Source organism: uncultured Dokdonia sp., from assembly GCF_947492535.1.
Taxonomy (GTDB): Bacteria; Bacteroidota; Bacteroidia; order Flavobacteriales; family Flavobacteriaceae; genus Dokdonia.
In genome coordinates this window covers 22,407-44,727 of sequence record NZ_CANLNH010000011.1, presented here as the reverse complement: position 1 = coordinate 44,727, position 22,321 = coordinate 22,407, and the positions used below count along the sequence as shown (strand labels likewise).

The window sequence follows — 22,321 nt, the reverse complement described above, 5'->3', positions numbered from 1 at the left end:
AGCGTAGACCACACTTTCTTTCAGAGAAGGAAGTTTGTTATATCTTTAAAATTCAAAAGAATAGTGAATCAATACATGAAAGAAAGTACCAATAAGCACCTCATAATAGCACTCCTTGTAGGAGTGGCTTTTCATGGGACTTCTATCTTTTTTACCTTAGAAACTACGTATGATGCATTGATCCATTTGTTTTTTGCAGATCATTATGCAAATAGCTGGTTTGAGCCTTGGAATTATAAATGGTATACAGGATTTACAGTAACCAGTTATCCGCCATTAGTACATCAATCTATAGGGGTCTTGTCTTTGATAGGCGGATTAAAATTTGGATTATTTACGGTGGCACTTTTAAGTATAGTTCTTTTTATAACAGGCGTGTATCGATTTTCGCTATTAATTAGTGCAAATAGAACCGTGGCAGGATATGCTGCAATACTTGCTGTGTTCTCTTCTTCTTTTGTAGAGACACTACATATTTTTGGTCAACTACCAAGCATCATCGGAATTTCCATATTAATGCATGCGTTGCCTGAGATTTATTTGTGGTTAAAAACAGGAAAGTATCGATATCTATTTACATCATTGTCATTAATTGCAGTGACAGTGACATCACATCACGTGACACCTATTTTCGGAATGGTATTCTTCATCTTTCCATTGATAGGAATGGTTATTATGGATGTATCCAGAGAGCACGTTTCTTCTATGAAAGAGATAACGTTTAAAATCTTTTTAAGAAGCTTCCTGAGACTATTGAAACGTATTGTAGGTTTTGGAGTCTCATCTTTAGTAATCATTATAGGATGTATTCTTCCGTATTGGATCAATTCTAAAAATAACCCTATTACGCAAGTACCTATTCCACATGGATCTCGTGATAATTTTTTAGAGATAACGTCTTCAGGACTCGTTTTCTTTTTGATTCCTTGGGGACTATTATTAGTACTACTTCCTTATTTGTTTTATAGATATTATAGCAAGCGATACTTGTTTTTTGGACTCTCTTTTACCATACTTTTTATATTAGGAACAGGAGGAACAACGCCTATTCCTAGAATGGTTTTAGGAGAAACAGCTTTTAATATATTAACCTTAGATAGGTTTACACTTTGGGCAAGTATTATGGCGCTACCTCTATTTGGAGAGTTTGTATATCGATTTTCTGAAGGTGATTTAAAGCAGCGTATTCAGGGAAGATTTGGTAGTGTATATCATCGCATTATTGGAGGAGTATTGGCGGGTCTGTTTATTTTTATGACAGTTTTCACCATGAGTTTAGGATACTTTAGGCCTTCGCAGCCACAAAAAATAAAGATGTTACCTATTGTAAACTTTCTTAATCAAGATGATCACGATCAATGGCGCTTTTTAACACTAGGTTTTGGAGATCAAATGGCGTGGTTATCTGCCCAGACAAATGCCTTATCTGTAGATGGGAATTATCACTCGGCAAGACGTTTACCTGAATTAACAACCCGACCTATTGAACGATTAGAAAATTCAAAATATAAAGGAGTTGCGGGAATAGGTTCTTTACAGCAATTTTTAACGACCCCTGAAAAATATAATCTCAAGTATATCTTTTCTAATGATAAGTTTTATGACCCAGTTCTGTATTTCTGTGGTTGGCAGCGTTTACGTCAATTAGAAAATGGGATTATGGTTTGGGAACGACTTAATGTACCGCCTGTACCTGCTATTTTACCTAAAGATGAAATTCCAAAGTGGCAAAAAATACTCTGGGGAACGATCCCTTTTCTGACAGTCATTATTGCTTTTATGCTGAATATTCAGATGTTATGGATTCGATCATTGAAAACCAAAATAAAAGCAACTCCTGCATATTTAGAATTTAAAAATACGTATTCCTCATTTTCAAAAAACCTTCTAAAGGTGACACATATTTGGTCTGTTATTTTAGGAGGAATTGTCTGTTATGGTTTGTATGTATTCTATCTCAAAAATGATACACAACGAACCCCTGAAAATGCTATTATTGCATATTATGATGCTTTAGATTTTAAAGAGTTTGAAAAAGCGTATGCTTTAGTTGATCCAGAAAAAGAACTCTCAATAGCACAATACATGTTAGAAATTTCTGTGACAGATGGATTACTAAGTTCCTATGCTAAATTAGATAACATCACTACGGTAATTACTAAGAATAGTGATTCCTTAGTAACTGCCAAAGTGAGTACAGATTGGATCACACCTCTTGAAAAGATCCATAAGGAAGCGTATAGAACAGTTGTAAAACGTAATGGAAAATGGTTTCTACAACACGACGATTTGGATACTGATATTCCTCCAGACCAATTATATGCTTCTAATACCACCAAGTATTTTAATCAAGGGAGAAGAAGGGTCACCACAGAGCAAACCCATCATGAAGATGTGCTGAAACAACCTGTGTTAGAAGTACTTTCGGCTAAATTGGTTCAGTATAATACGCATTATGCCATTATAGGGGAAGTGCAAAATTTAGAAAATGTGCCTGCAGATATCGTTTTAAAAGGAACATTATATAATGATGCAAATAAAGAGCTTGCTACCTATAATGCAAAAGATCATGTAAAACATAAATTAATGCCTAAAGAAGTAAGTTCATTCCGAATTGATTTTGAAGGTATTGCTTGGTCTAAAACAAAAGACTCCATTCCAAAAGCATTTAATCCTGATGAGTTTACACCTGTTGAATTTGAAGAACAACCTACCAAGTTTAATCTTCAAGTAGCAGGAAATGTAGCGGGCTCTGATTTGTATAAAGATGCCTCACTGAGTGCTATTCAAATAGATTCAGATAAAATTACAGGTACTGTATTTAATGGAGGTGTTGAAGAAATCACCATACCACAGCTTTTAGTCACCTATTATGATGAAGAAAAAACATTACTTTGGGTAGATCATCTATTTATAAAAGAAGGCATCAGGCAACAACGACAACAAGTATTTGAATACCCCATGTTAAAAGAAGCATCTATTACAGTAGTAAACGATTCTATGGAATATATTTTTGTAAACGGATTGCCTAATGAGGGAATTTCTAATAAAATAGTGCCCGATAGGATACAAAATCATACCGCAACAGAATTACAAAAAATTGTACACCCAAATTATGAGTACATTAAAATTGAAATGAATTCTTATATAGGAAACCCCAATTAATGAAGTATAAAAAAATACACATACTTATATGTATAGGAATACTGATTTCTACGGTCACTATTGGTCAACATAAAAACCAAGGAGATCGCATTACGTTAGTAACGACTCAAACTGAATTTGAAGTAGGGAGTACTGTTTTATTACAATTTTCTTCATCAGATACAGAGCTACCTCTTTTGTATTGTTCAAATAGTTATGGGAGTACCGTTATAACACCTGTATTGGAAGACCTCGGACTCTATTATGAAATCCCTGAGTTTATCACTAATAAAAAGGGAATAGTGCATTGGAAGTTAATAGGACATGAGTCCACTTTAGGGATGTTTACGATGCACCCTCAAGAGCGTGTCACTTCTATGGAAACCTATATTGGTCCGCCAACGATAGAGGCAGGAGCTATTGATTATACGATGCTTGTGGTGATTCCAACAGATGCGTTAGACAACCCCATGCCAGAAAACACTTCGGTTATGGTCAATCATCGTTTTTTAGAGACCCAAAAAAGGGATGAGGTTGTTACTAATAAGATCATTGCGTATAAAAATATCACCTCAGAAACAAAAAGTGGGAGATTGTTTATTTCTTCAGAATGTTTAGAAACCAATTCAAAAGAGTATACGGTGGATGTACTTCCTGCCATCCCTACAGATTTTACGATTTCAGTAGATCGTCCTCATGAGTATGCAGATGGAAATCAAATCACATCATTATATACATCCATACTTAGAGATCAATATGGTAATGAGGTAAGTGATGGTACCTTTGTCACTTTTTTCATTACAAATAAAGAAGGAAATATATTAAAGACTTCTGGAACGACAGTACAAGGTATTGCGACAGCCACAATGATTCATCCAGATCAGGAAGAAGCATGGAGCATCAAAGCATATGTGCAGGGAATGGCAGAAAGTAATCGGATGACAATAGCCTATCAACAAGTTATTAAAGATGTTGAGATCGCTTTCGCGAAAGCGAATAGAGAAATTAAAGTAGGTCCGTTGAAAAGTTTTATGAACCAAATGATACCTGACGGATTTCATGTCGTATTGGAAATTTATAAAGGGGATACATTACTCAATACAGAGACAAAAACGTCAAAAGGAGGATATGTCTCTTTTATGCTAAAGGAAGAAATGTATATAAGTGGCACCTATACTATAAAGATTAAAACGGCAGGAATAGAAAAAAGTTTTAAAAATATAAAATTATGAGAACGATGAATAAGAACCTATTGAGAAGTGTTCTGATCATCTCTTATATGATCATTATTGCCATTATTATTGGCGGTATTAGCTCTTTGTTTGGATACTTAAACACAGGAGCAGATAGAGCTTCTATACTACATACAGAAATACAAAAGATAGATCAATATATACCTGAAGTGATTTGGGCACCTTTACAAAATGAAGGTCGACCCATGGATGAGCAAACCTTAAAACGTATTGAGAATAATTACCTTGATGCATGGTATGTAAAACAAGTAGCGTATAAAACAAATACAACAAACGGTATTGAAGATTATTACACCGAAAATGCTAGAAAAAATCTCTACAATACAATAGCGTACAATACCAAGGAAGGCGTTACTACAGAAGCGACAACCTTAGCGCATCATCCTACTTTAGAATTTTTTAGTGAAGATGGTCAGCTTGCAGTGATTACAGATACCAATGTTGTTGAGTATAAACGTATATACAAAGACAATATACTTGTTTTAGAAACCACAGAAGTTGCTACATATACGATTGCTCTTTTGCTTGAAGATGGGTTTTGGCGGATCAGACATATGATTAAAGATAGTCATGAGCCGTATATAGAAACAGCGAACTTTGGTGAAACTACAGAGGTATCTTTTAAAGGGATCAACTATTATCCTCAGGCAACACCTTGGGATATGTTTGGTGTTGGTTTTGATCCAGAAATACTGGCAAAAGATTTTAAAATCATAAAAGATGCAGGTTTAGAAAGCATCCGGATTTTTGTTCCGTATAGTGATTTTGGAAAGGCACATGTGGCGATTGGGAAATTAGAAAAACTAGAACAAACACTAGATATTGCTTTGCAGTATGATTTGAAAGTAATGGTGACATTATTTGATTTCTATGGAGATTATTCTGTGTTAGATTGGACCTTAAATAGGCGTCACGCAGAAACCATCATTACGACACTTAAAGACCATGCCGCATTGTATGCTTGGGATATTAAAAACGAACCTAATTTAGATTTTGAATCTCGTGGAAAACAGCAAGTAACAGCTTGGCTACAAATGATGACGAGTTTTGTAAAAAAGACAGATCCAAAACACCCATTGACTATTGGATGGTCTAATGCAGAAAGTGCTGCTATTCTCAAAGATCAAGTAGATTTTGTGTCTTTTCACTTTTATGAAGATATCAATATACTGGAGGAAACATATACCTCTTTAAAAAAGCAAATACCAGAAAAACCTATTGTTTTAAGTGAGTTTGGAATGTCGTCGTATAGAGGGATTTGGAATCCATTTGGAAATTCAGAAAAGGATCAGGCAGCGTATCATAAAGAGATGCAAGGTATTATTACTAAAAATAAGATCCCTTCGATGTCATGGACATTATATGACTTTGTAGAAATACCAAAGGAAGTCATAGGGAGACTTCCTTGGCAAAAAAACAATCAAAAACAATTTGGGTTCATTGATCAAAAAGGGGATGAAAAGGCTGCGTTCAAGTATATTTCTAATGAATAATAGTTAATAGGTTTTCTGAAATGCCAGGAAAGTTTAGGGGGCCTTCCCCAGCATAAAAATCAATAATCAGAAAACAATTTGGGGGCTTTATATAATTCAAATGAAAAGGGGTGAAAGGGAGTGTTCAAAGCATATTTTATAATGTAAGTTAGATATAAGAAAAACATTAAATTAAAGATAATCTCCAGTTAATAGTTGTTTATATTTCCTCTCCCAAAGGAGAAGGAATTTTTTAGATTGTAAAACATTAAATAGTAGTATTTCTTTTAGTACATCCATGTTAAATAATAGAAGGTGCTTCGTTTGTGTTTCTTATCTGCTTTTTTCTTTGAATAATCGTTTTAAATGTATCAAGATACATGTCTGTAATGCGTTCCATTGGGAAAGCGATAGAAGCTTTATAATTTGCTTCTCCTAATTGCTTTCTATAGGTGTCATTTGTAATAATCTTTTCTATTGCGGTTGCTAAGCTTTGTGTATGTTCCGGATTGAAAAATTCTCCTTGGTATCCTTCATCTTTAATAAGTAGAGCCAAGTCTCCAAGGTCTGGAAGTACCACCGCTTTGCCATAGCTTCCTGCTTGATGTAATACCCCAGAGCTTCCAGTAGTAGCTGTATAAGGAAATACAACAACAGCACTATCTTTAAACAGTGTAGGAACCTCTTCTTCTTCTACATATCCTGTAAAACGTACTTGTTTTATATGTTTGTATTTCTCTTGTACATTGGCTAAATACCCAGGGACATTAGGATTGTCTGTTCCCGCAACGACAACTTCTAAGTCTAGATCTGATGATTCTCGTATCAGTTCGACGGCTTCAATAAGAGGCTCAACTTTTTTATAGGTTCCAAATTTGCCAAAAGTCATGATTTGTAAAGGCCCTTTTGGAACGGTATAGTCTGGAGCTTCATTGGATACTTCAAAAGTTCCGTGTGGAATACATTGCACATTAGAAACCTTATATTTCTCTTCAAGAATGGTCACATACTTTTGCATAGTTACAGCAACAACATCTGCTTGTAAAATTAATCTAGTAATCATAGAGCCAATAAAATTATAGGCTTTTTGGAGTACTTTATTTGAAGTAAATCCTGCAGAACCGAGATCTACTTCTTCTAGTATATTATGAAGTAATGCAATCGTAGGAATCTTTCTTAGTTTACAGACAAGAGGTAATAATAGTCCTAGCGTAGCAGGTATTTTTTTATCTCCAAACTTCATAAACTGTAAGTTAAACAAGACCGCATCTGGTTGTGTATTTTTAATAGCGTTACTTACACTATAAAGCGTACGATAACTATTAAATGACCAACACTCTTTGATCGTTATTTTACAACCATTTTCAGTAAATGATAAGTTTTTTTCTCCTTGAGTTCTATCCGTAAGTAATACAATTTCTGTAATCTCTTCTTTTTGTCTAAAATGCTTTACAAGATGAAAAGCATATTCATTTAATGTTACTTTACTAGGCGGATAAGCGGTTACTATGGCAAGTTTCATGATTGTTGTTTTTAGTATTAGTAGGTAGGGAGCACTATATATATTATAATTATGATAAGGGGAGTACTTTATGCAGCTTTATGATATGTAAATTCATAGTAGATGTCTTTACATCCATACCCTGTTATTGAAAACTCCTTCTGATTTTCTGTGGCAGTTGTCTGTAGTCTTTTAAAAGCTTCTACACCTGTTCTGTCAATCTCTTTTACATTATCAATATTGATTGTTACTTCTTCATGTTTTCTTAATACGTGTGTAAAATGTGTCGTAAACGAATTTGAAGTTGTTGCGTTTATTTTTCCAGTGATGTAAAAAGTTCCGTCGCATTCTAAGATTTGTAAAGCCATGATTTTTATATTTTTATAATTGTTGTTTTTTATTTCTGGTGTAAATATCGTGTAGCAATTTGAGGATATTGATCACATTTCGGTGAGTTGCCATTTACTGTAGGTGAATGGTACATAACTGAAGATTTAGGATACAGTGATCGTAGTCAATATCTGTAACGGCTTGACTGTGTATAAGTTGAATTTCGCTTTAAGCGAAATAAAATAAAAGAGAATCACCCTTTTGAAAAGGGAATTAGGAATATTATAGCAAATTGAGTCGTTTCATAAGCTCAGGCCTATTGGACCTACTTACAGGGACAACATCTTTCTTGATTAAGACACTGTTATCTTCTATATCAATAATCTTTTTGACATTAATAACATAGGATCTATGTACTTTTAAGAATAAATCTTTAGGAAGCTTGTCTTCTATTTTCTTTAATGTAGAATGTACGGTGTAATTTTTGTCTTCTGTTTTGACATTAATATAGTCTCCTTTGGCTTCTATCAGGTAGATACTAGGGATTTCTAATTTTATTAAACGTCTGTCTATATTGATATACAAATGATTATCAGAAGTAGCTTCTTGATCAGGAGTAGATTGTGTAGAAGGACTCTCGTTAGTTATGGTTGCATTTCTTGCCTTTTGAATTGCTTTTTCAAACCGTGCAAAATGGATAGGTTTTACGAGATAGTCTACAATGCAATCGTATTCAAATGCTTCAATAGCAAAATTAGGATCAGAAGTAGTTAAAATGATTTTTGGAGGATTTTTTAAGGTTTGGATAAAGTCAAATCCTGTAAAATCGGGCATGTGTATATCTAAGAAAATAAGGTCTACCTCGTTTTGGTTTAAATATTTTATAGCTTGTATTGCATTTGGAAACTCTTCTAGAATAGTTATATCATCTACTTGCGAGCACAATTGATTCATAATCACTCTAGCAGTCGTTTCATCGTCTATAATAATACAATTCATATAAATGGCTTACATCGTTAGTAGGTACTCAGAAATAACATGTAGGATATTTTCAAATTCATCTTTTAAGTTGGTCTTCTCTTCTTTAAGATTGTTTTCAAAAGCACGTGCTACTTCATAACTCTTCTCAAGACCTAAAATACTAATTTTATGTTTAATCTTGTGTACATTTTCTGCAGCTTCTTTATAGTTTTTTGCACTTATGTTCTTTAAATAAATAGCTTTTTCTTCTGGGAACTCTTCTTTAATAACAGAAATAAGCTTTTCTTTAAAGGCTTTATTTCCAGCAGAAAGCTGGTCTATATAAGAATGATTAGGTTGTTCCATGGGGTTATTTTTTTAATGTAAAGAAAAAAGTAGTGCCTTTATGTATTTCAGATTCAATCCAGATATCTCCTTGATATAAATCTATAATTTTCTTAACAATGGAGAGTCCAATCCCTGAGGAATCTTTACTCTGTTTTAAAGAATTAAATATTTTGAAAATTTTATCATGGTATTTCTTTTCAATCCCTATTCCATTATCACTAACAGAAAACTGATGATAAGATTTTTTTTCTTCATAATCTATTGTAATGATCCCCTTTTCTTTATCATTAAATTTAATAGCATTACTTATCAAGTTTTGAAAAACTTGTTGGAGTTTTGTTTTATCTCCTTTTACAGTAGGTAATTTTCTTAGAATGGTGATTGTAATATGTTCTGGAACATATAATACTTGTATTAAGTCTTGTATGGTAGGAGTAAGATCTACCATCTGAGAGTCTTGATCATTGGATCCGATACTAGAGTATTTTAGAATATCAGAAATGAGTTGTTCCATTTTTTCTAAAGTCATCTCAATGAGAGAGAAGTTTTTTAAACTGGCTTCATCCAATTTTTCTTTATTGTCTTCTTTAATCCAAGAGGTAAGTGCTTCTATACTGCGTAATGGAGATTTCAAGTCATGCGATACAATATGTGCATACTCTTGTAATTCATTATTATTTTTTTCAAGCTCCTTTACTAATATTTTATTTTGATTTTCTGCTTTTTGACGTTCTCTTAAATTGATAGCACTTTTGAGTTGCATAGACACCAAGCCAGCCACATTTTGCAATGTTTCAAGATGTTTTTGAGTAAAGTAGTTTTTTTGACTATGTTCAGAATCTATAATACCAATAACTTTGTTATCACTAAGAATAGGAACAACTAGTTCTGAGTGTCTTTTTATGGTATCGGTGACATATCTTTTATCGAGATCAGTATTGGCTATGAGTTCAGGTTTTCCTGTTTTTGCAACTGTACCTACAATGCCTTTTCCAATAGGAATAGACATCTTGTTAATGATCGCACCATCATTAGTTACTTTTTCGCCATAAGCTGCAATTTGCTCAACAGTTTCTTTTTCTTGATCTACAATGTAAATGACACAATCTTCAGTATTTAAGTAGGTTGCAATGCTATTTGTGATTTCAAGAGCGATGTCATAAATATCTACCTTACCTAAAAGGGATTTTGCAACCTCATTAATCATATTGATAATTAGTGATCGTTCCCTTTCTTGAGTAATGTCTTCAATAATGGCAACTTGGTACTTTATGACGCCTGTTTTGTCTCTTACAGCATTTACATTGGTCTTTGCCCATAGAATAGAATTATCTTTTTTTCTGTAGCGCTTATCTATGACAAAATTATCTATTTCGCCAGCATCCATTTTTGCGATATATTCCTTTGATAAAGGATAATCTTCTTTGAGAGAAACGTCTTTTATGGTGCGTTCTAGTAATTCTTCTTTGGAAAACCCTAAGGCTTTTTGAATGGTTTCATTCGTTCTTAGGATTTGACCATTCTGAGTGAGTACAACACCAAATGAAGAATTTTGCACAATCACATCTAGTTCTTGTCGCTGATCTTCAATTAATTTTGCAGTGCGTTTTGCTTCTGTAATGTCTCGTACAATTCCTTGCGCGGCAATAGGATTTTTATCCTTATCAAAAACTACACTTGCATTTATATGAATCCATCGTATGCCTTTATTTTTTGTGTTTACACGAGCTGTATAATTTGTAAAGGCACCTTTACTTTTAAGTTCATTAAAAGATTGCATGGCATACATATAATCTTCATTATAGATAAGTGCAACTACATTGACCTTTTCTTTTTCAATATCATATCCAAAAAGCTCAATAGCGGCGTCATTCATTTTGATGACATTGCCATTAAGATCCATCACTAAATACGCATCATTTATATTCTCAAAAATACCTTGTAGTTGTGATGTCTTTTCGTCTAGAAGATGTTCTAACTTATGATTTGCTTCTTTAAGCTCTTGAGCTGTTTGATAGAGTTGTAATGATTTTTCTTCTAAGATTTTTTCGGCTACTTTTCTAGCCGCTTTTTCTCTTTGTAATGCTCTTTGTAATATGTCAACGTTTTCTTGACTCATTAAATTTTGGTAATGATAAATTTCACCTCAGTACCATCTTCTTTGATTTTTTCTAAAGTGATCGTTGCTTTGCTATTAAAATGTTCAAACGTCTTATTCATTAACCCCAAACCAAAATGATGCATTGCTCTACTAGATTTGTATATCATCACTAGTGAGTTTTCTGTTTTGCTTTCCACTAAAAAAGTAGGAAGCTCTGCATCTGGATATATTTTTCGCACCTCTACATGAATGTGATTTTCAATAGAAGCAAGCATCTCTATAGGATCTTTATAGGTACTTAAAAGACCTGGATAACTGTCTTCAAGTACACTAAAAAAGTGCTCTGCATATACCAGTAACAAGTCATCTATTGACACCCCCGTATTTGCACTTAGATTCTGAAGTAATTGTAACATTTCAGAGAACTTGTACGTGCCCACTGAAGTATATATACCTTCAGATTCTAGTTCAGATTGTGTGATGATTTTATCAACCATCTCTAAGCCAAATTTATCTTCTACAAGATCTAAAAATTCTGTAAAAACAATTCCTTTCATTTATGCTTTTATTAATTCATTAATACTCCAATACGCAAGCAATTTTTCAATCTTTGAAACATAGTCATCATATTTTAAAGGTTTCAAAACATAGCCAGCAATTCCAATTTTATAACATTCTAATAAATCATTTCTGTTATTAGAAGTGGTAAGAACAATAGTTGGAATATATTTCAAATGAACATCATTCTTTAAAATTTTTAAAAAATCTATTCCATTAATCTTAGGCATATTTAAATCTAATAAAATAATATCGGGTAATGAATTTCCTTCTTTTAATATAGAAAGTGCTTCTTCTCCATTGTTAGCTTCTGTAATTTTGTGCTTTACGTTTAGGGTAGAAATTGTTCTATTTAATTTCATGATTTCTATGGTGTCATCTTCAATTAACAGAACATCAAGTAAGTTACTCATAATGAGATAATATATCAAAATTTAATGAAAAATAGTGTATTTTTTATGTGCAACGTATATGTTTCGGTTAATCTATGTTTACTATCGGTGGATCACCATTAAGTGTCGACGAATGGAATTGAGCGTTTTGCTCCTTTTGATAGTATGAACTGTATTTTAAAACATTCATTTGGGCTTCATGTTTTAATACTTTAAACTTTTCTAAAAAATGCCAAGAGCAATCACCTACATACCCTTGTTCTAATTGTATTTCAAAAAATAAAATAAATTCTAAATGCCTTAAATGATACTTTAATACATCTTTCTTTCCATCTTCTTCCTTCCTATTTTCTAATACATACAACTCCATTGTCTCATCATTATGATTTATCCAAATCATGCATTAGAGAGTCTATAATGCATGATTCGAGTATAAAACTACACCACATTGATGTGTATTATTAAAGTATTCTTTGAAACTAAATAATCCTTAGATGAATGGCACCTATCTGTAGATAAGTGGATTATGATTTGTTTTTTATATTATGTATTCATCCAAGTTTTGAAGTCACTTGTTTTGGGTCTGCTTACAATAAATTCCTGATCTCTAGGGTTTGTCAAGGTAAGTTTTACACGATGATTAAAATAAGGATCTATTTTTATAATGGCTTGCTTTGATACAATATGCCCTCTATTTATTCGATAAAATTCATTTTGGTCAAGGGAGTTGAACAATTGATCTATGGTCTCATCTATGATGTACCGTCTATCTGAAGTAACTCCAAAAGTGATACTATCTTCTGAATAGGCATATAAGAGATCGGTTACTTTTATTTGTACAAATCCATTTCCTTCTTTTACAAGTAACCCAGTTCTTGTTTGGGGTGTTTGAATACTCGTAAGAAGTTGTTTAAATATAGATGGATCAACAGCAGGCGGTTGATTTGTTTTTTTGAATTTTTTTAATGCCGATGTGAGATCTTCTCGTTGTATAGGCTTTAATAAATAATCGATACTATTTACTTTAAATGCCTGAATTGCGTATTGATCAAAAGCTGTGGTGAAAATAATAGGTGCCTCTACATCTATTTTTTGAAAGATTTCAAAACTCAATCCATCAGCCAGTTGTATATCCATAAACACTAAGTCAGGCGTGGTATTTTTTTGAAACCAAATCACAGCATCTTCTACCGTATCAATAATATCTAATAATTGATATTCAAATTCACATGTTTTCAACATGTTTTGTAGTTGGCTTGCTGCACGTGGCTCGTCTTCTATAATTAGTACCTGCATATTTAGTTGTTTTGATCAGATGTATGTAATAATGGAAGCGCAACGGTAAATTGTTTTCCGTCATTTGTTATTTCTATAGACTGATTAGAGATTAAAGCATATCGCTTTTCAATATTTTTCAACCCTAATTTGGTAGAAGGCAATTGTGTAGATTTTGCTTGGATTTTATTTTCCACAACGATGTGGTCATTATGAATAGACACTTTTATAGTAAGTGGCTTAGATCTAGAAACCACGTTATGTTTGATGGCATTTTCTAGTAAGAGTTGTATACTCATAGGAACAGTCATCCTATCTAAAAAGGTCTCAGGAATATCCCATTGTACTTGCAGATTGTCTCCAAAACGTTCTGATTGAATATGAACATATGCCTGTGAAAACTTTAACTCATCTCTTAATGTAATGACATTTACATTTCCAGACTCTAAAATAAAGCGATACACTCCTGAAAGCTTATCTACAAAATCTTTTGCCTCTTCCTTAGAGTTTTGATCAATAATATCACGTAATGTATTAAGCGTATTAAAGAAAAAGTGAGGCTGTGCTTGATTACGTAGCGCATCTAGTTGTGCCTGTACCATCACTTGCTTTGCCTGCTCTTCTTCTCTAATTATTTTTTTGAGCATTGCATGGTAATAAATCGCTTCATAAATCGCCTGAATCATGACACTTATAATAACGATAGGAAGGAGCACTTTAAACCTTTCTGTGATATAATAATGGAAGTCGTTAAAAAACGCACCAATCATCATACTTCCTATATAATCAATAAGCGGTACGGATATGAGAATAAAAATAAAAACAATAATAATACGGTTAGGAGTGTCTTTAAAAGAAGGGTATTTTTTGCGTAAGTAAATGATCACATTACGCATAAAAAACCAGTTACATAATGTAAAGAAGAGTGATATTACCCAATTAATAACGATTTCAAAAAAAGAAACTTCCTCTGAATAGTTCGTGAATAGATAATTTGTTACAATACTTAAAACCAGAATAGCGATCACTGCAAACCAGAAGTCATTAAACCCTAGATATTTGATGCGTTTTTCTTTATTAAATAACTTCATATCGTTTTAAGTTCTATTTTTCTAGTATACGCTTTCGCGAAAGCGTATAAAACCGACTCTTTATTTTAAAATGAGGTATACTCGTTATAGTTTAATAAATGGCATTCCTTGTTTTGCTTGATAGAATGTAAACCCAATAAAAGAAGCAAATAAGAGTCCAAATATAATAACTCCTAGTACTTGATTTCTAGTCGAAGTATTCCATTTTTTGTATAACCCTACTGCGAATAACGGTATTATTTGTATGCTATGCAATCCCAAAAAATGAGCGACTCTCAAGTCTCCAGCTACCGTACTCCAGTTTAATATAGGGATTCCTTCACCTCCATCGGCTACCCCAACATTATGTGCCATCTGACTAATCATTTGCCCACCAATCCAACTTCCTACCACGATAATAATCCATCCCATCAGAATGGCCCATTGTACGGATCTAGGGGTTTTTAATCGTAATCGTAGGGTCTCAATAATAAAGAAGACCATAATTAAAACATTGATTCCTATTAAGATTCCCATGGCTGCAAAGAGCATCCCATCAAAAGCAGAAGATATGTTATAATGAGACTGTACACCGCGTGCTGCTTGATATACAATAATGCCAATTTCTAACAGTAATGTCCATGAAGTGATATTATTAATGATATTCTTTTTCCTTGTAGAGAAAGGATATAGTGTAATGAGATACCCAAACGTAAAAATATAAATCGCTCCAGAGATGGTAAACTTTAGAGGTTTGATCCAGACATTAATTCCTAGTAATGTTCTGTCATCTACCATGAGACCAATGATACATCCTACAGTCATGAGTAAGTGTAGTATGACAATCCCATATAAAATAGGGCTTGAGGTTCTTACGGTGTTGATTAGATTTTTGATTGCATTCATGATTTCTTTGATTTAATAGCTCTTATGATCATAAAGGCAAGAAAGCCTATGGGACCTAACATAAATGTCCCGAAAAGACACGGAGCCATGAGTACTTGATGAATTTGTAGTTTTTTATTTTGATCCAGCATCCACATCCCTACGACAAGATCGAAAGCGAGATAATGTACCCAACCTGCGAGTACTGCATGTTCTTCGGTAAATAATGCCATAACGGAAGCTAGACTCCCAAAATCTGGCGCCCCCCCTATCTGCATCGCTTTAAAAATATATACCGCATAGATAGCTGATAAGGCTAACGGAATGACTTTAAAATCGATTAAGAAGCGAGTGACTTTCCATTTTGGTACTACGATCATTAATATCCACATGGGCATGGTGATCATTCCTGCAATAGAGAAAACTTCGGTGGGTGTCATGGTTGTTCGTTTTTAATTAGTGAAACTCAATGTTGAGGAGTCTGCAAGACGTACTCAAGATTGTAAGTTGAACTAACCCCGCTTTTATAGCGGGATTTTTTGTTGATAGGTCAAATATGTGATTATTATATAGAAATAGAAAAGTGATTTTGTTCAACTGTCGTAAATGACTTTTGAATTGTAATTACTTAATCATAGAAAAATACAGATGTAATATTGTGTTTAAAATGCCATGTTTAATTAATATGAAGTTTGTATATTAACAATATGAAATCAGAAATAATAAGATCATTATCAAACAATTTTGAAGATCACTCTCAAACTACTGAGAATGGGATTGAGTTTTGGTTTGCTAGGGATATACAACACTTACTTGGTTATTCAGAATGGAGGAATTTTCAAAAAGTTATTATTAAAGCAAAAACCTCTTGTGAAGTAACAGGGAACGAAATTTTAGACCATTTTGTTGATGTCAACAAAATGGTTAAATTAGGTTCTGGAAGTGAAAGAGAGATTGAAGACATTATGCTAACAAGATACGCTTGTTACTTGATAGCTCAAAATGGTGATTCTAGAAAAGAACAAATAGCTTTTGCTCAAAATTATTTTGCAATACAAACGCGTAAATTTGAAGAGATAGAGAAAAGGATAAAAGATTGGAAAAGATTGCAAGCAAGACAGAAATTAACACTCTCTGAAAAAGAACTCTCAGAACTTATATATGAACAAACAGGTAATGATAGAAATTTTGGAATAATAAGAAGTAAAGGAGATCATGCATTGTTTGGGAAAACTACTCAACAAATGAAGGAGAAAATGGGTGTTCCAAAAGGACGTGCACTTGCCGATTTTTTACCTACCATAACCATAAAAGCAAAAGACTTTGCCACAGAGATAACTGTTTTTAACACAAAAGAGAAAGGGCTCTCTACAGAGCGGCAAATTTCAGCTGAACATATAACTAATAATCGTGGGGTTAGAAATATACTTCTAAAACGAGGTATTAAACCAGAAGAGTTACCTCCTGAAGAAGACATCAAAAAACTTGAAAGAAGAGTAAGCTCGGAACCGAAAAGGCTTGGGAAAAATCCAGAAAGATTGAATTAAAGTGCACCAAGAGTATTATTTATTTTATAAGTTAGTAAATTTTAGATAAATATACGTTTACCAAAAATAAACCTCGTCCACAAAAAGCCATGCGGGATTTCCAGCACCCGGATGCCATTCGGGTAATGTTCCATAATTTTTGATGACCACTTTTACGTAGCGAGCTTCTGTATTTGGAAGTTCAAGGGTCATCTTTTTTGTTTCGGTATCCCCACCTTCCCCTTCTCTGGTAACTTTTGTAGAAGCTACTTCTTTAAAAGGACCCTTTTTAGTAGTGGACGTATACAAGGTAAAACTAGAAGGATAGAAAATCCAACTGCCTACGCTTTCCATACAACGAAATGACACATGTTGTATGGGAGTAATAGTTCCTAAGTCTATCGTCGTATTGAGATCTGTACCTAAGTATCCTGTCCAATTCCCATCTTTAAAATCTAAGCTTCCCTCTTTTAAGTCAAATAACTTTTTGGCATCAGGATATTGTTCGCTTGGTTTTGTTTTGATCGTAAAATCAGTGATGATATGTTTGATTTTTGCATACTCACGCACCAATACATCACTAGGGTCCCATCCCTTTTTGAAAGCTGCAACTTTAAGGGTTTTCGATTGATCGAGTATGATTTTTTCTGTGTAGACCGTTGCTGTGGTATCGGGTGTTGTTCCATCTAGTGTATATCGTAGCGCTACATCTTTTAAACGACTCTCAAGCGCAATATGAATAGTGTCATTAAATAATGTCTTTATAGGACTAATTAATGGAGGTTCCAGCTGACTGTCTTCTACAAAATTAGCTGCAATTGTACTTTGAATACGGATATCAAATTGCTGGGCTAGTCTATCGGCAGTTTCTTTATCTACTTGGGTTTGCCATGCATAGACCTGTTTGGGTTGTATGGTGTTTACTAATTCGGTAAGTCCGTCATTAGAGATCGCTGTATTATAGATATTTAATACCTCTAGATGCGCTAGTTTTTTAATGTTTTTGATAGCGGCATCTGTAATGTTGGTGTTATCTAAACGTAGGGATTTCAGGTTTTTAAAATCTTTAAATACTGCTGTCATTTCATCTGTAATTTCAGACGTATTTAAATCTAGTTCTACGATCTGTTCTTCTAATAAAGAAAGCGTTTCTATCGCTTCTTTTGTAGGACTGGAGTTCAAGAGCTTCACATTAAGGGCTCCTTTGCCAGGAACCAATTCCAAAACCCTAAAGCCAGCTTCCTTTACTTCTTCAATAGCATCTACAGGTGCTATTGGAATGATAACTTCATTAAAAACAAGATACTTTTTTAGCTTTTTACGTAGGGTATCATTCTCCATACCACGCGTCGCATACCCTTCAAAATCGAGTCCTTGGTCAATCCAATGTTGTAGTAGCCAAATCTCATCCTTGGTTAATTGTGCTTTCCCTTCTGGTGGCATATGTTCTTCATTAGAAATAGGAAGTAACAAACGTGTGTATAATAAACTCTGAGAAGCATTTCCTTCAATGACATTGGCACCACTCACACCACCTTTTAAAATGGATTCTTTGGTCAATAAGGAAAGTTCGCCTTTTTGCTTGCTTGCATTATGACATTGAATACAGGTGTCATCCAGAATCTTTGCAACAACATGGTCATACATTCGTAAACTATCTACTACTTCTATCGTTTTTTCTTTTTCGGGAACACGTGCATATTCTGTTAGGAAATTATCTCCATGTGTCAAAACACTTCCATAATGCCCAGCGATACTGATGAGGATAAGCGTTGCTATAAATAGCGGTAAGAACCATTTTTGTGTCTTTGGCTTTGATGTATTACTGATTAAAAACAAACCACTCGTTAATAATGTCGTTGCAATACCAGTATAAAAATGAAGGTCTAAAGTCTCTTCTTGATAGCCGCCTTCTAATGAAAGAAAATAACCAAAAAAGCACGTGATTATCGCAAAAACGGCTGTAAATCCTAATAAATTTCTAATGATGGACGTTGGATACTTTTTTTGAAAACGACTGGTTATATCTATAAAAAAAGTAACCACCAAGGCGCCAATAGGTAAATGCAAAAGCAATGGGTGAAATCGACCAAAGAAGAGTATAAATCGAGGGGCTTCTTCTGTGTTTAACGTATACAAGGTCATCACGCCAAACACTGTCAGGATGATTAGAAATATACTTTTATATGCTTGACTGCTTTCCTTCATTCGTTAAAAATCCATTCATCCATAAATAACCATGCTTTTAGGCCTTTTCCAGGATGCCATTCGGGTAATTTTGAGGTGTTATATACGCGTATTGAAACACGTTCTATTTCTTTATTAATAGGAATATATACATCATCGAGTCTAGGTGTTTCTCCTTCGGTGGTTTTTGGAATATCAATCTGTAGGGTATCTTTTTCATTAAGAAGTACCACTACTTTTTCTGGAGGAAAAATCCATGATTTGGTATCGATGAGATATCCGATGGTCATACTTTTTATAAAAGGTTTTTTGTCAAAGTACGCTTTCGCGAAAGCTAACGAATCATAACCCATCCATTGTTGATCTTTGAAGTTTAAAGAGGCTTTCTTTTGATTCAGTACCGTCATTGGCCCAACACCAGGATAGGTAGTGTGCGCAGTAGTTTGCCAATCCATTTTACGAGGAGTAATCCCCTTTTTATACAATTTTAAGGTTGTAGTTTCACTTGGTTTCCAATCGGGATGAAATGCTTTAAAGGCATACTTGCCTTCTTTTTGAACCGTAATAGGAACGGTATATTTTGTGTTGTTTTCAGTAGGAACTGCACCATCTGTTGTGTAATAGATCGCAACATCTTCTAGTGCTAATGCAGCCGTTATTTTTACAGTGGAATCTATAATCGTGCTCGTAGCCGTTACGCGAGGTTGTGCAATGCTGATTTCCTGTTGTTGTACAAAAATACTATCAACAGGTTCTGTTTTTTTAGCACAACTTAGGATGCTTATAAAGAGTATGATTAGTATACCTAGTCTCATACTCTTGTCAGTTTAATAGGATACGTTTGTCCAGAATTCCATTGAGCGACATACATATTTTCATCATCATCGATACATACATCATGTGGATGTTGAAACAATCGGATGGTTTGATACAATTCACCCAGTTCATTATTGCGATATAAAGGCGCCGTTGCACCAGGACAAGAAACGACTTCATTTTTTTCGTTCATAATCAAGATAAACCCAGAGTCATCGTGTACGGCATTTTTAGATCGTAAGACGGCAAAATAAATATCTTTTTTATGAATCACAGGACGACAAATCAAGGCGCCAGGCACCCGAATGGTTTCTATAAAATCTCCTTTTAAACTAAATCGTTTCAACTGATTTAATTCTCTAGCGGTAATCAATAACGACGGATTATCTAAGTCTCTATGATCATAGCAAATGCCATGTGCATTTAGAAATTGACCATCGTTAGTACCATGACCTCCGAATATATTTAGTAATTCTCCTTTGTGATTATAGTGCGTGATATATTGTTTTCCATAGCCATCAGCTACGTAGATATCTCCATTTTCGGTAACGGTCGTTTCGGTAGGTTTAAAATCTTCTTTTTTAGTATACTTTCCCGTTTCTAAAGGTGCATCTATTTTAAAAACCACCTTACCATCGATGGTGGTTTTGATAATTTGATGGCGTTCATAATCGGTGATTAATAGAAAGTCAGTGCCATTTTCTTTAACGAGGGTGAGTCCGTGAGCTCCAGGATATTCAGTGCCCCATGTTTCGATTAATTTTCCTGATTTGTCATAAATAATGACATTGTTCTTAGTATGATTGGTTAATAATACAATCCGTCCTTTGGAGTCCTGTACCATTTCATGGCAATCATTTACAGGGGTTTGGGATGCGTTGAGGTTTCCCCAGTTGAGATTTACTTTATATTGATGTGAGTTATGACCTATAATCACATCTTTGGAGGATGATACTGAGAACGCTTTCGCGAAAGCGGGATACGTCAGAAACCCCATGGTGAGGTATGAAGATTGTTTTAAAAATTTTCTACGACTCATATGGAATTAACTAATAAGATCGTGAACTACATGCCCAGAAACATCAGTAAGTCTGAATCTTCTTCCTTGGTGCTTATAGGTGAATTTGGTATGATCGACGCCCATTAAATGCATCATGGTAGCTTGTAAATCATGCACATGTACAGGGTCTTTTACGATGTTGTATCCAAAATCATCGGTTTCTCCATAGGTGAATCCTGGTTTTACACCACCACCAGCCATAAACATGGTAAAGCATTTTGGGTGATGGTCTCGTCCATAATTGGTTTCGGTGAGCGTTCCTTGACTGTAGTTGGTACGTCCAAATTCACCACCCCAAACTACAAGCGTATCTTCAAGGAGTCCGCGTTGTTTTAAATCTAGAATCAAAGCTGCGGTTGCCTGATCAATGTCTTTGGCTTGTTTTTCTATTTGTGTGGGTAAATTCTCATGCTGATCCCAACCCATATGATAGAGTTGTACAAAGCGTACATCTTTCTCTACAAGACGTCTAGCCAATAAACAATTAGCTGCATACGTCCCTGGGATTGTTGCATCAGCACCATACATTTTAATAATATGGTCAGGTTCTCCTTCTATATCCATTGTATCAGGAACAGAGGTTTGCATTCTGTATGCCATCTCATATTGAGCAATGCGACTATTGATTTCTGGATCGCCAAATTCTTTTTCTTGTTTTTCATTTAGCTCAGCGATATGATCGAGCATTTTTCGTCGCTCAGACCTACTCATGCCTTCAGGATCTTTTAGGTACAATACAGGATCTTTTCCAGATCTAAATTGAACACCTTGGTGTAGCGAACTCAAAAACCCATTTCCCCACAGTCGCGAATATAAAGGTTGTGCAAGCGGTCTTCCTGTCCCACGAGATAAAAGGACTGTAAATGTGGGAAGATTATCATTCAGACTTCCTAATCCATAACTCATCCAAGAACCTATACTGGGTCTTCCTGCTTGTTGTGATCCGGTTTGGAAGAAGGTAATGGCAGGATCATGATTAATCGCTTCGGTATGCATGGATTTTACAAAGCATAACTCATCTACAATTTTTGCGGTATAAGGCATGAGATCACTTACCCAAGCTCGGGACTCTCCGTATTGATTGAATTTAAAAGTACTACCCACCAGCGGAAAGCTATCTTGTCCAGAAGTCATTCCTGTGAGTCGTTGTCCTTTTCGTACAGAATCTGGTAAATCCTGACCTCTCATTGTATCAAGTAGTGGCTTGTAATCAAACAACTCTAATTGGGAAGGACCTCCACTTTGAAATAGATAGATAACGCGTTTTGCTTTAGGTGCAAAATGCGGTAGATTCATTCCTTTCAACGGAGAATCTGGCGCTTCTATTAAAGATGAAAAGGGATCTAGCATGGAAGCAGCTGCGAGACCGCCAATACCCAAACTCAATTTCTTTAGGAAATGTCTTCGGTTATTGTTGAGAAAATGTTTTGAGATTTCTTCCAT

General features: G+C 34.4%; 20 protein-coding genes. 4 read left to right on the top strand and 16 right to left on the bottom strand.

Going from position 1 to position 22,321, the window contains the following annotated elements:
- The first annotated feature begins 75 nt into the window (after positions 1–75).
- The 3 genes from Q1A60_RS14675 to Q1A60_RS14665 are packed head-to-tail and all read left to right on the top strand — an operon-like array spanning position 76 to position 5,890.
- Positions 76–3,165, top strand: coding sequence for a hypothetical protein (locus Q1A60_RS14675; RefSeq protein WP_299762465.1), 3,090 nt, complete (start codon positions 76–78; stop codon positions 3,163–3,165).
- Positions 3,165–4,376: a hypothetical protein gene (locus Q1A60_RS14670; RefSeq protein ID WP_299762468.1), complete on the top strand. Its 1,212-nt coding sequence runs from the start codon at positions 3,165–3,167 to the stop codon at positions 4,374–4,376. The genes Q1A60_RS14675 and Q1A60_RS14670 overlap by 1 nt, the downstream gene beginning before the upstream one ends.
- Positions 4,373–5,890 carry a glycoside hydrolase family 2 TIM barrel-domain containing protein gene (locus Q1A60_RS14665; protein WP_299762471.1) on the top strand — a complete coding sequence of 506 codons (1,518 nt, stop codon included), beginning with the start codon at positions 4,373–4,375 and terminating at the stop codon, positions 5,888–5,890. Before Q1A60_RS14670 ends, Q1A60_RS14665 begins: the two co-directional genes overlap by 4 nt.
- A gap of 280 nt (positions 5,891–6,170) precedes the next feature.
- Here the strand turns inward: Q1A60_RS14665 and Q1A60_RS14660 are convergent, their stop codons facing one another.
- From Q1A60_RS14660 to Q1A60_RS14605, 12 genes are all read right to left on the bottom strand, one after another.
- Complete coding sequence (locus tag Q1A60_RS14660) at positions 6,171–7,391, bottom strand: glycosyltransferase (RefSeq protein WP_299762474.1); 1,221 nt, start codon at positions 7,389–7,391, stop codon at positions 6,171–6,173.
- Between the two features lie 68 nt (positions 7,392–7,459).
- A complete protein-coding gene (locus Q1A60_RS14655) occupies positions 7,460–7,738 on the bottom strand; it encodes an STAS domain-containing protein (RefSeq protein WP_299762477.1) in 279 nt (92 codons plus the stop codon).
- Positions 7,739–7,982: 244 nt separating this feature from the next.
- Positions 7,983–8,699 carry a LytTR family DNA-binding domain-containing protein gene (locus Q1A60_RS14650; protein WP_299762480.1) on the bottom strand — a complete coding sequence of 239 codons (717 nt, stop codon included), beginning with the start codon at positions 8,697–8,699 and terminating at the stop codon, positions 7,983–7,985.
- Between the two features lie 9 nt (positions 8,700–8,708).
- Complete coding sequence (locus Q1A60_RS14645) at positions 8,709–9,026, bottom strand: Hpt domain-containing protein (protein WP_299762483.1); 318 nt, start codon at positions 9,024–9,026, stop codon at positions 8,709–8,711.
- A 4-nt stretch (positions 9,027–9,030) separates the two neighbouring features.
- Positions 9,031–11,127 (bottom strand): PAS domain S-box protein, encoded by a 2,097-nt coding sequence (locus Q1A60_RS14640; protein WP_299762486.1) that lies wholly within the window; start codon positions 11,125–11,127, stop codon positions 9,031–9,033.
- On the bottom strand, positions 11,127–11,666 hold the full coding sequence (locus Q1A60_RS14635; protein WP_299762489.1) for a heme NO-binding domain-containing protein: 540 nt from the start codon (positions 11,664–11,666) through the stop codon (positions 11,127–11,129). The genes Q1A60_RS14640 and Q1A60_RS14635 overlap by 1 nt, the downstream gene beginning before the upstream one ends.
- Complete coding sequence (locus tag Q1A60_RS14630) at positions 11,667–12,080, bottom strand: response regulator (protein WP_299762492.1); 414 nt, start codon at positions 12,078–12,080, stop codon at positions 11,667–11,669.
- Between the two features lie 67 nt (positions 12,081–12,147).
- The gene (locus tag Q1A60_RS14625; protein ID WP_299762495.1) at positions 12,148–12,459 is read right to left on the bottom strand and encodes a hypothetical protein; all 312 of its coding nucleotides are present in this window, start codon (positions 12,457–12,459) and stop codon (positions 12,148–12,150) included.
- A 143-nt stretch (positions 12,460–12,602) separates the two neighbouring features.
- The gene (locus Q1A60_RS14620) at positions 12,603–13,355 is read right to left on the bottom strand and encodes a LytTR family DNA-binding domain-containing protein (RefSeq protein WP_299762498.1); all 753 of its coding nucleotides are present in this window, start codon (positions 13,353–13,355) and stop codon (positions 12,603–12,605) included.
- A gap of 2 nt (positions 13,356–13,357) precedes the next feature.
- Entirely contained in the window at positions 13,358–14,425 is a 1,068-nt protein-coding gene (locus Q1A60_RS14615) for a histidine kinase (protein ID WP_299762500.1), read from the bottom strand.
- Positions 14,426–14,509: 84 nt separating this feature from the next.
- The gene (locus Q1A60_RS14610; protein WP_299762502.1) at positions 14,510–15,310 is read right to left on the bottom strand and encodes a hypothetical protein; all 801 of its coding nucleotides are present in this window, start codon (positions 15,308–15,310) and stop codon (positions 14,510–14,512) included.
- A complete protein-coding gene (locus Q1A60_RS14605; RefSeq protein WP_299762505.1) occupies positions 15,307–15,729 on the bottom strand; it encodes an ABA4-like family protein in 423 nt (140 codons plus the stop codon). The genes Q1A60_RS14610 and Q1A60_RS14605 overlap by 4 nt, the downstream gene beginning before the upstream one ends.
- Before the next feature lie 267 nt (positions 15,730–15,996).
- Here Q1A60_RS14605 and dinD point away from each other — a divergent pair, with 267 nt between their 5' ends.
- Positions 15,997–16,836, top strand: a complete 840-nt coding sequence (gene dinD, locus Q1A60_RS14600; protein WP_299762508.1) for a DNA damage-inducible protein D — start codon at positions 15,997–15,999, stop codon at positions 16,834–16,836.
- Between the two features lie 57 nt (positions 16,837–16,893).
- Here dinD and Q1A60_RS14595 read toward each other — a convergent pair whose 3' ends face one another.
- The 4 genes from Q1A60_RS14595 to Q1A60_RS14580 are packed head-to-tail and all read right to left on the bottom strand — an operon-like array spanning position 16,894 to position 22,321.
- Positions 16,894–19,023, bottom strand: a complete 2,130-nt coding sequence (locus tag Q1A60_RS14595; protein ID WP_299762511.1) for an FN3 associated domain-containing protein — start codon at positions 19,021–19,023, stop codon at positions 16,894–16,896.
- Positions 19,020–19,817, bottom strand: a complete 798-nt coding sequence (locus Q1A60_RS14590) for a chitobiase/beta-hexosaminidase C-terminal domain-containing protein (protein ID WP_299762514.1) — start codon at positions 19,815–19,817, stop codon at positions 19,020–19,022. Before Q1A60_RS14590 ends, Q1A60_RS14595 begins: the two co-directional genes overlap by 4 nt.
- Positions 19,814–20,857, bottom strand: coding sequence for a 6-bladed beta-propeller (locus Q1A60_RS14585; RefSeq protein ID WP_299762517.1), 1,044 nt, complete (start codon positions 20,855–20,857; stop codon positions 19,814–19,816). The genes Q1A60_RS14590 and Q1A60_RS14585 overlap by 4 nt, the downstream gene beginning before the upstream one ends.
- 6 nt (positions 20,858–20,863) lie before the next feature.
- Positions 20,864–22,321, bottom strand: a complete 1,458-nt coding sequence (locus tag Q1A60_RS14580; protein ID WP_299762520.1) for a DUF1501 domain-containing protein — start codon at positions 22,319–22,321, stop codon at positions 20,864–20,866.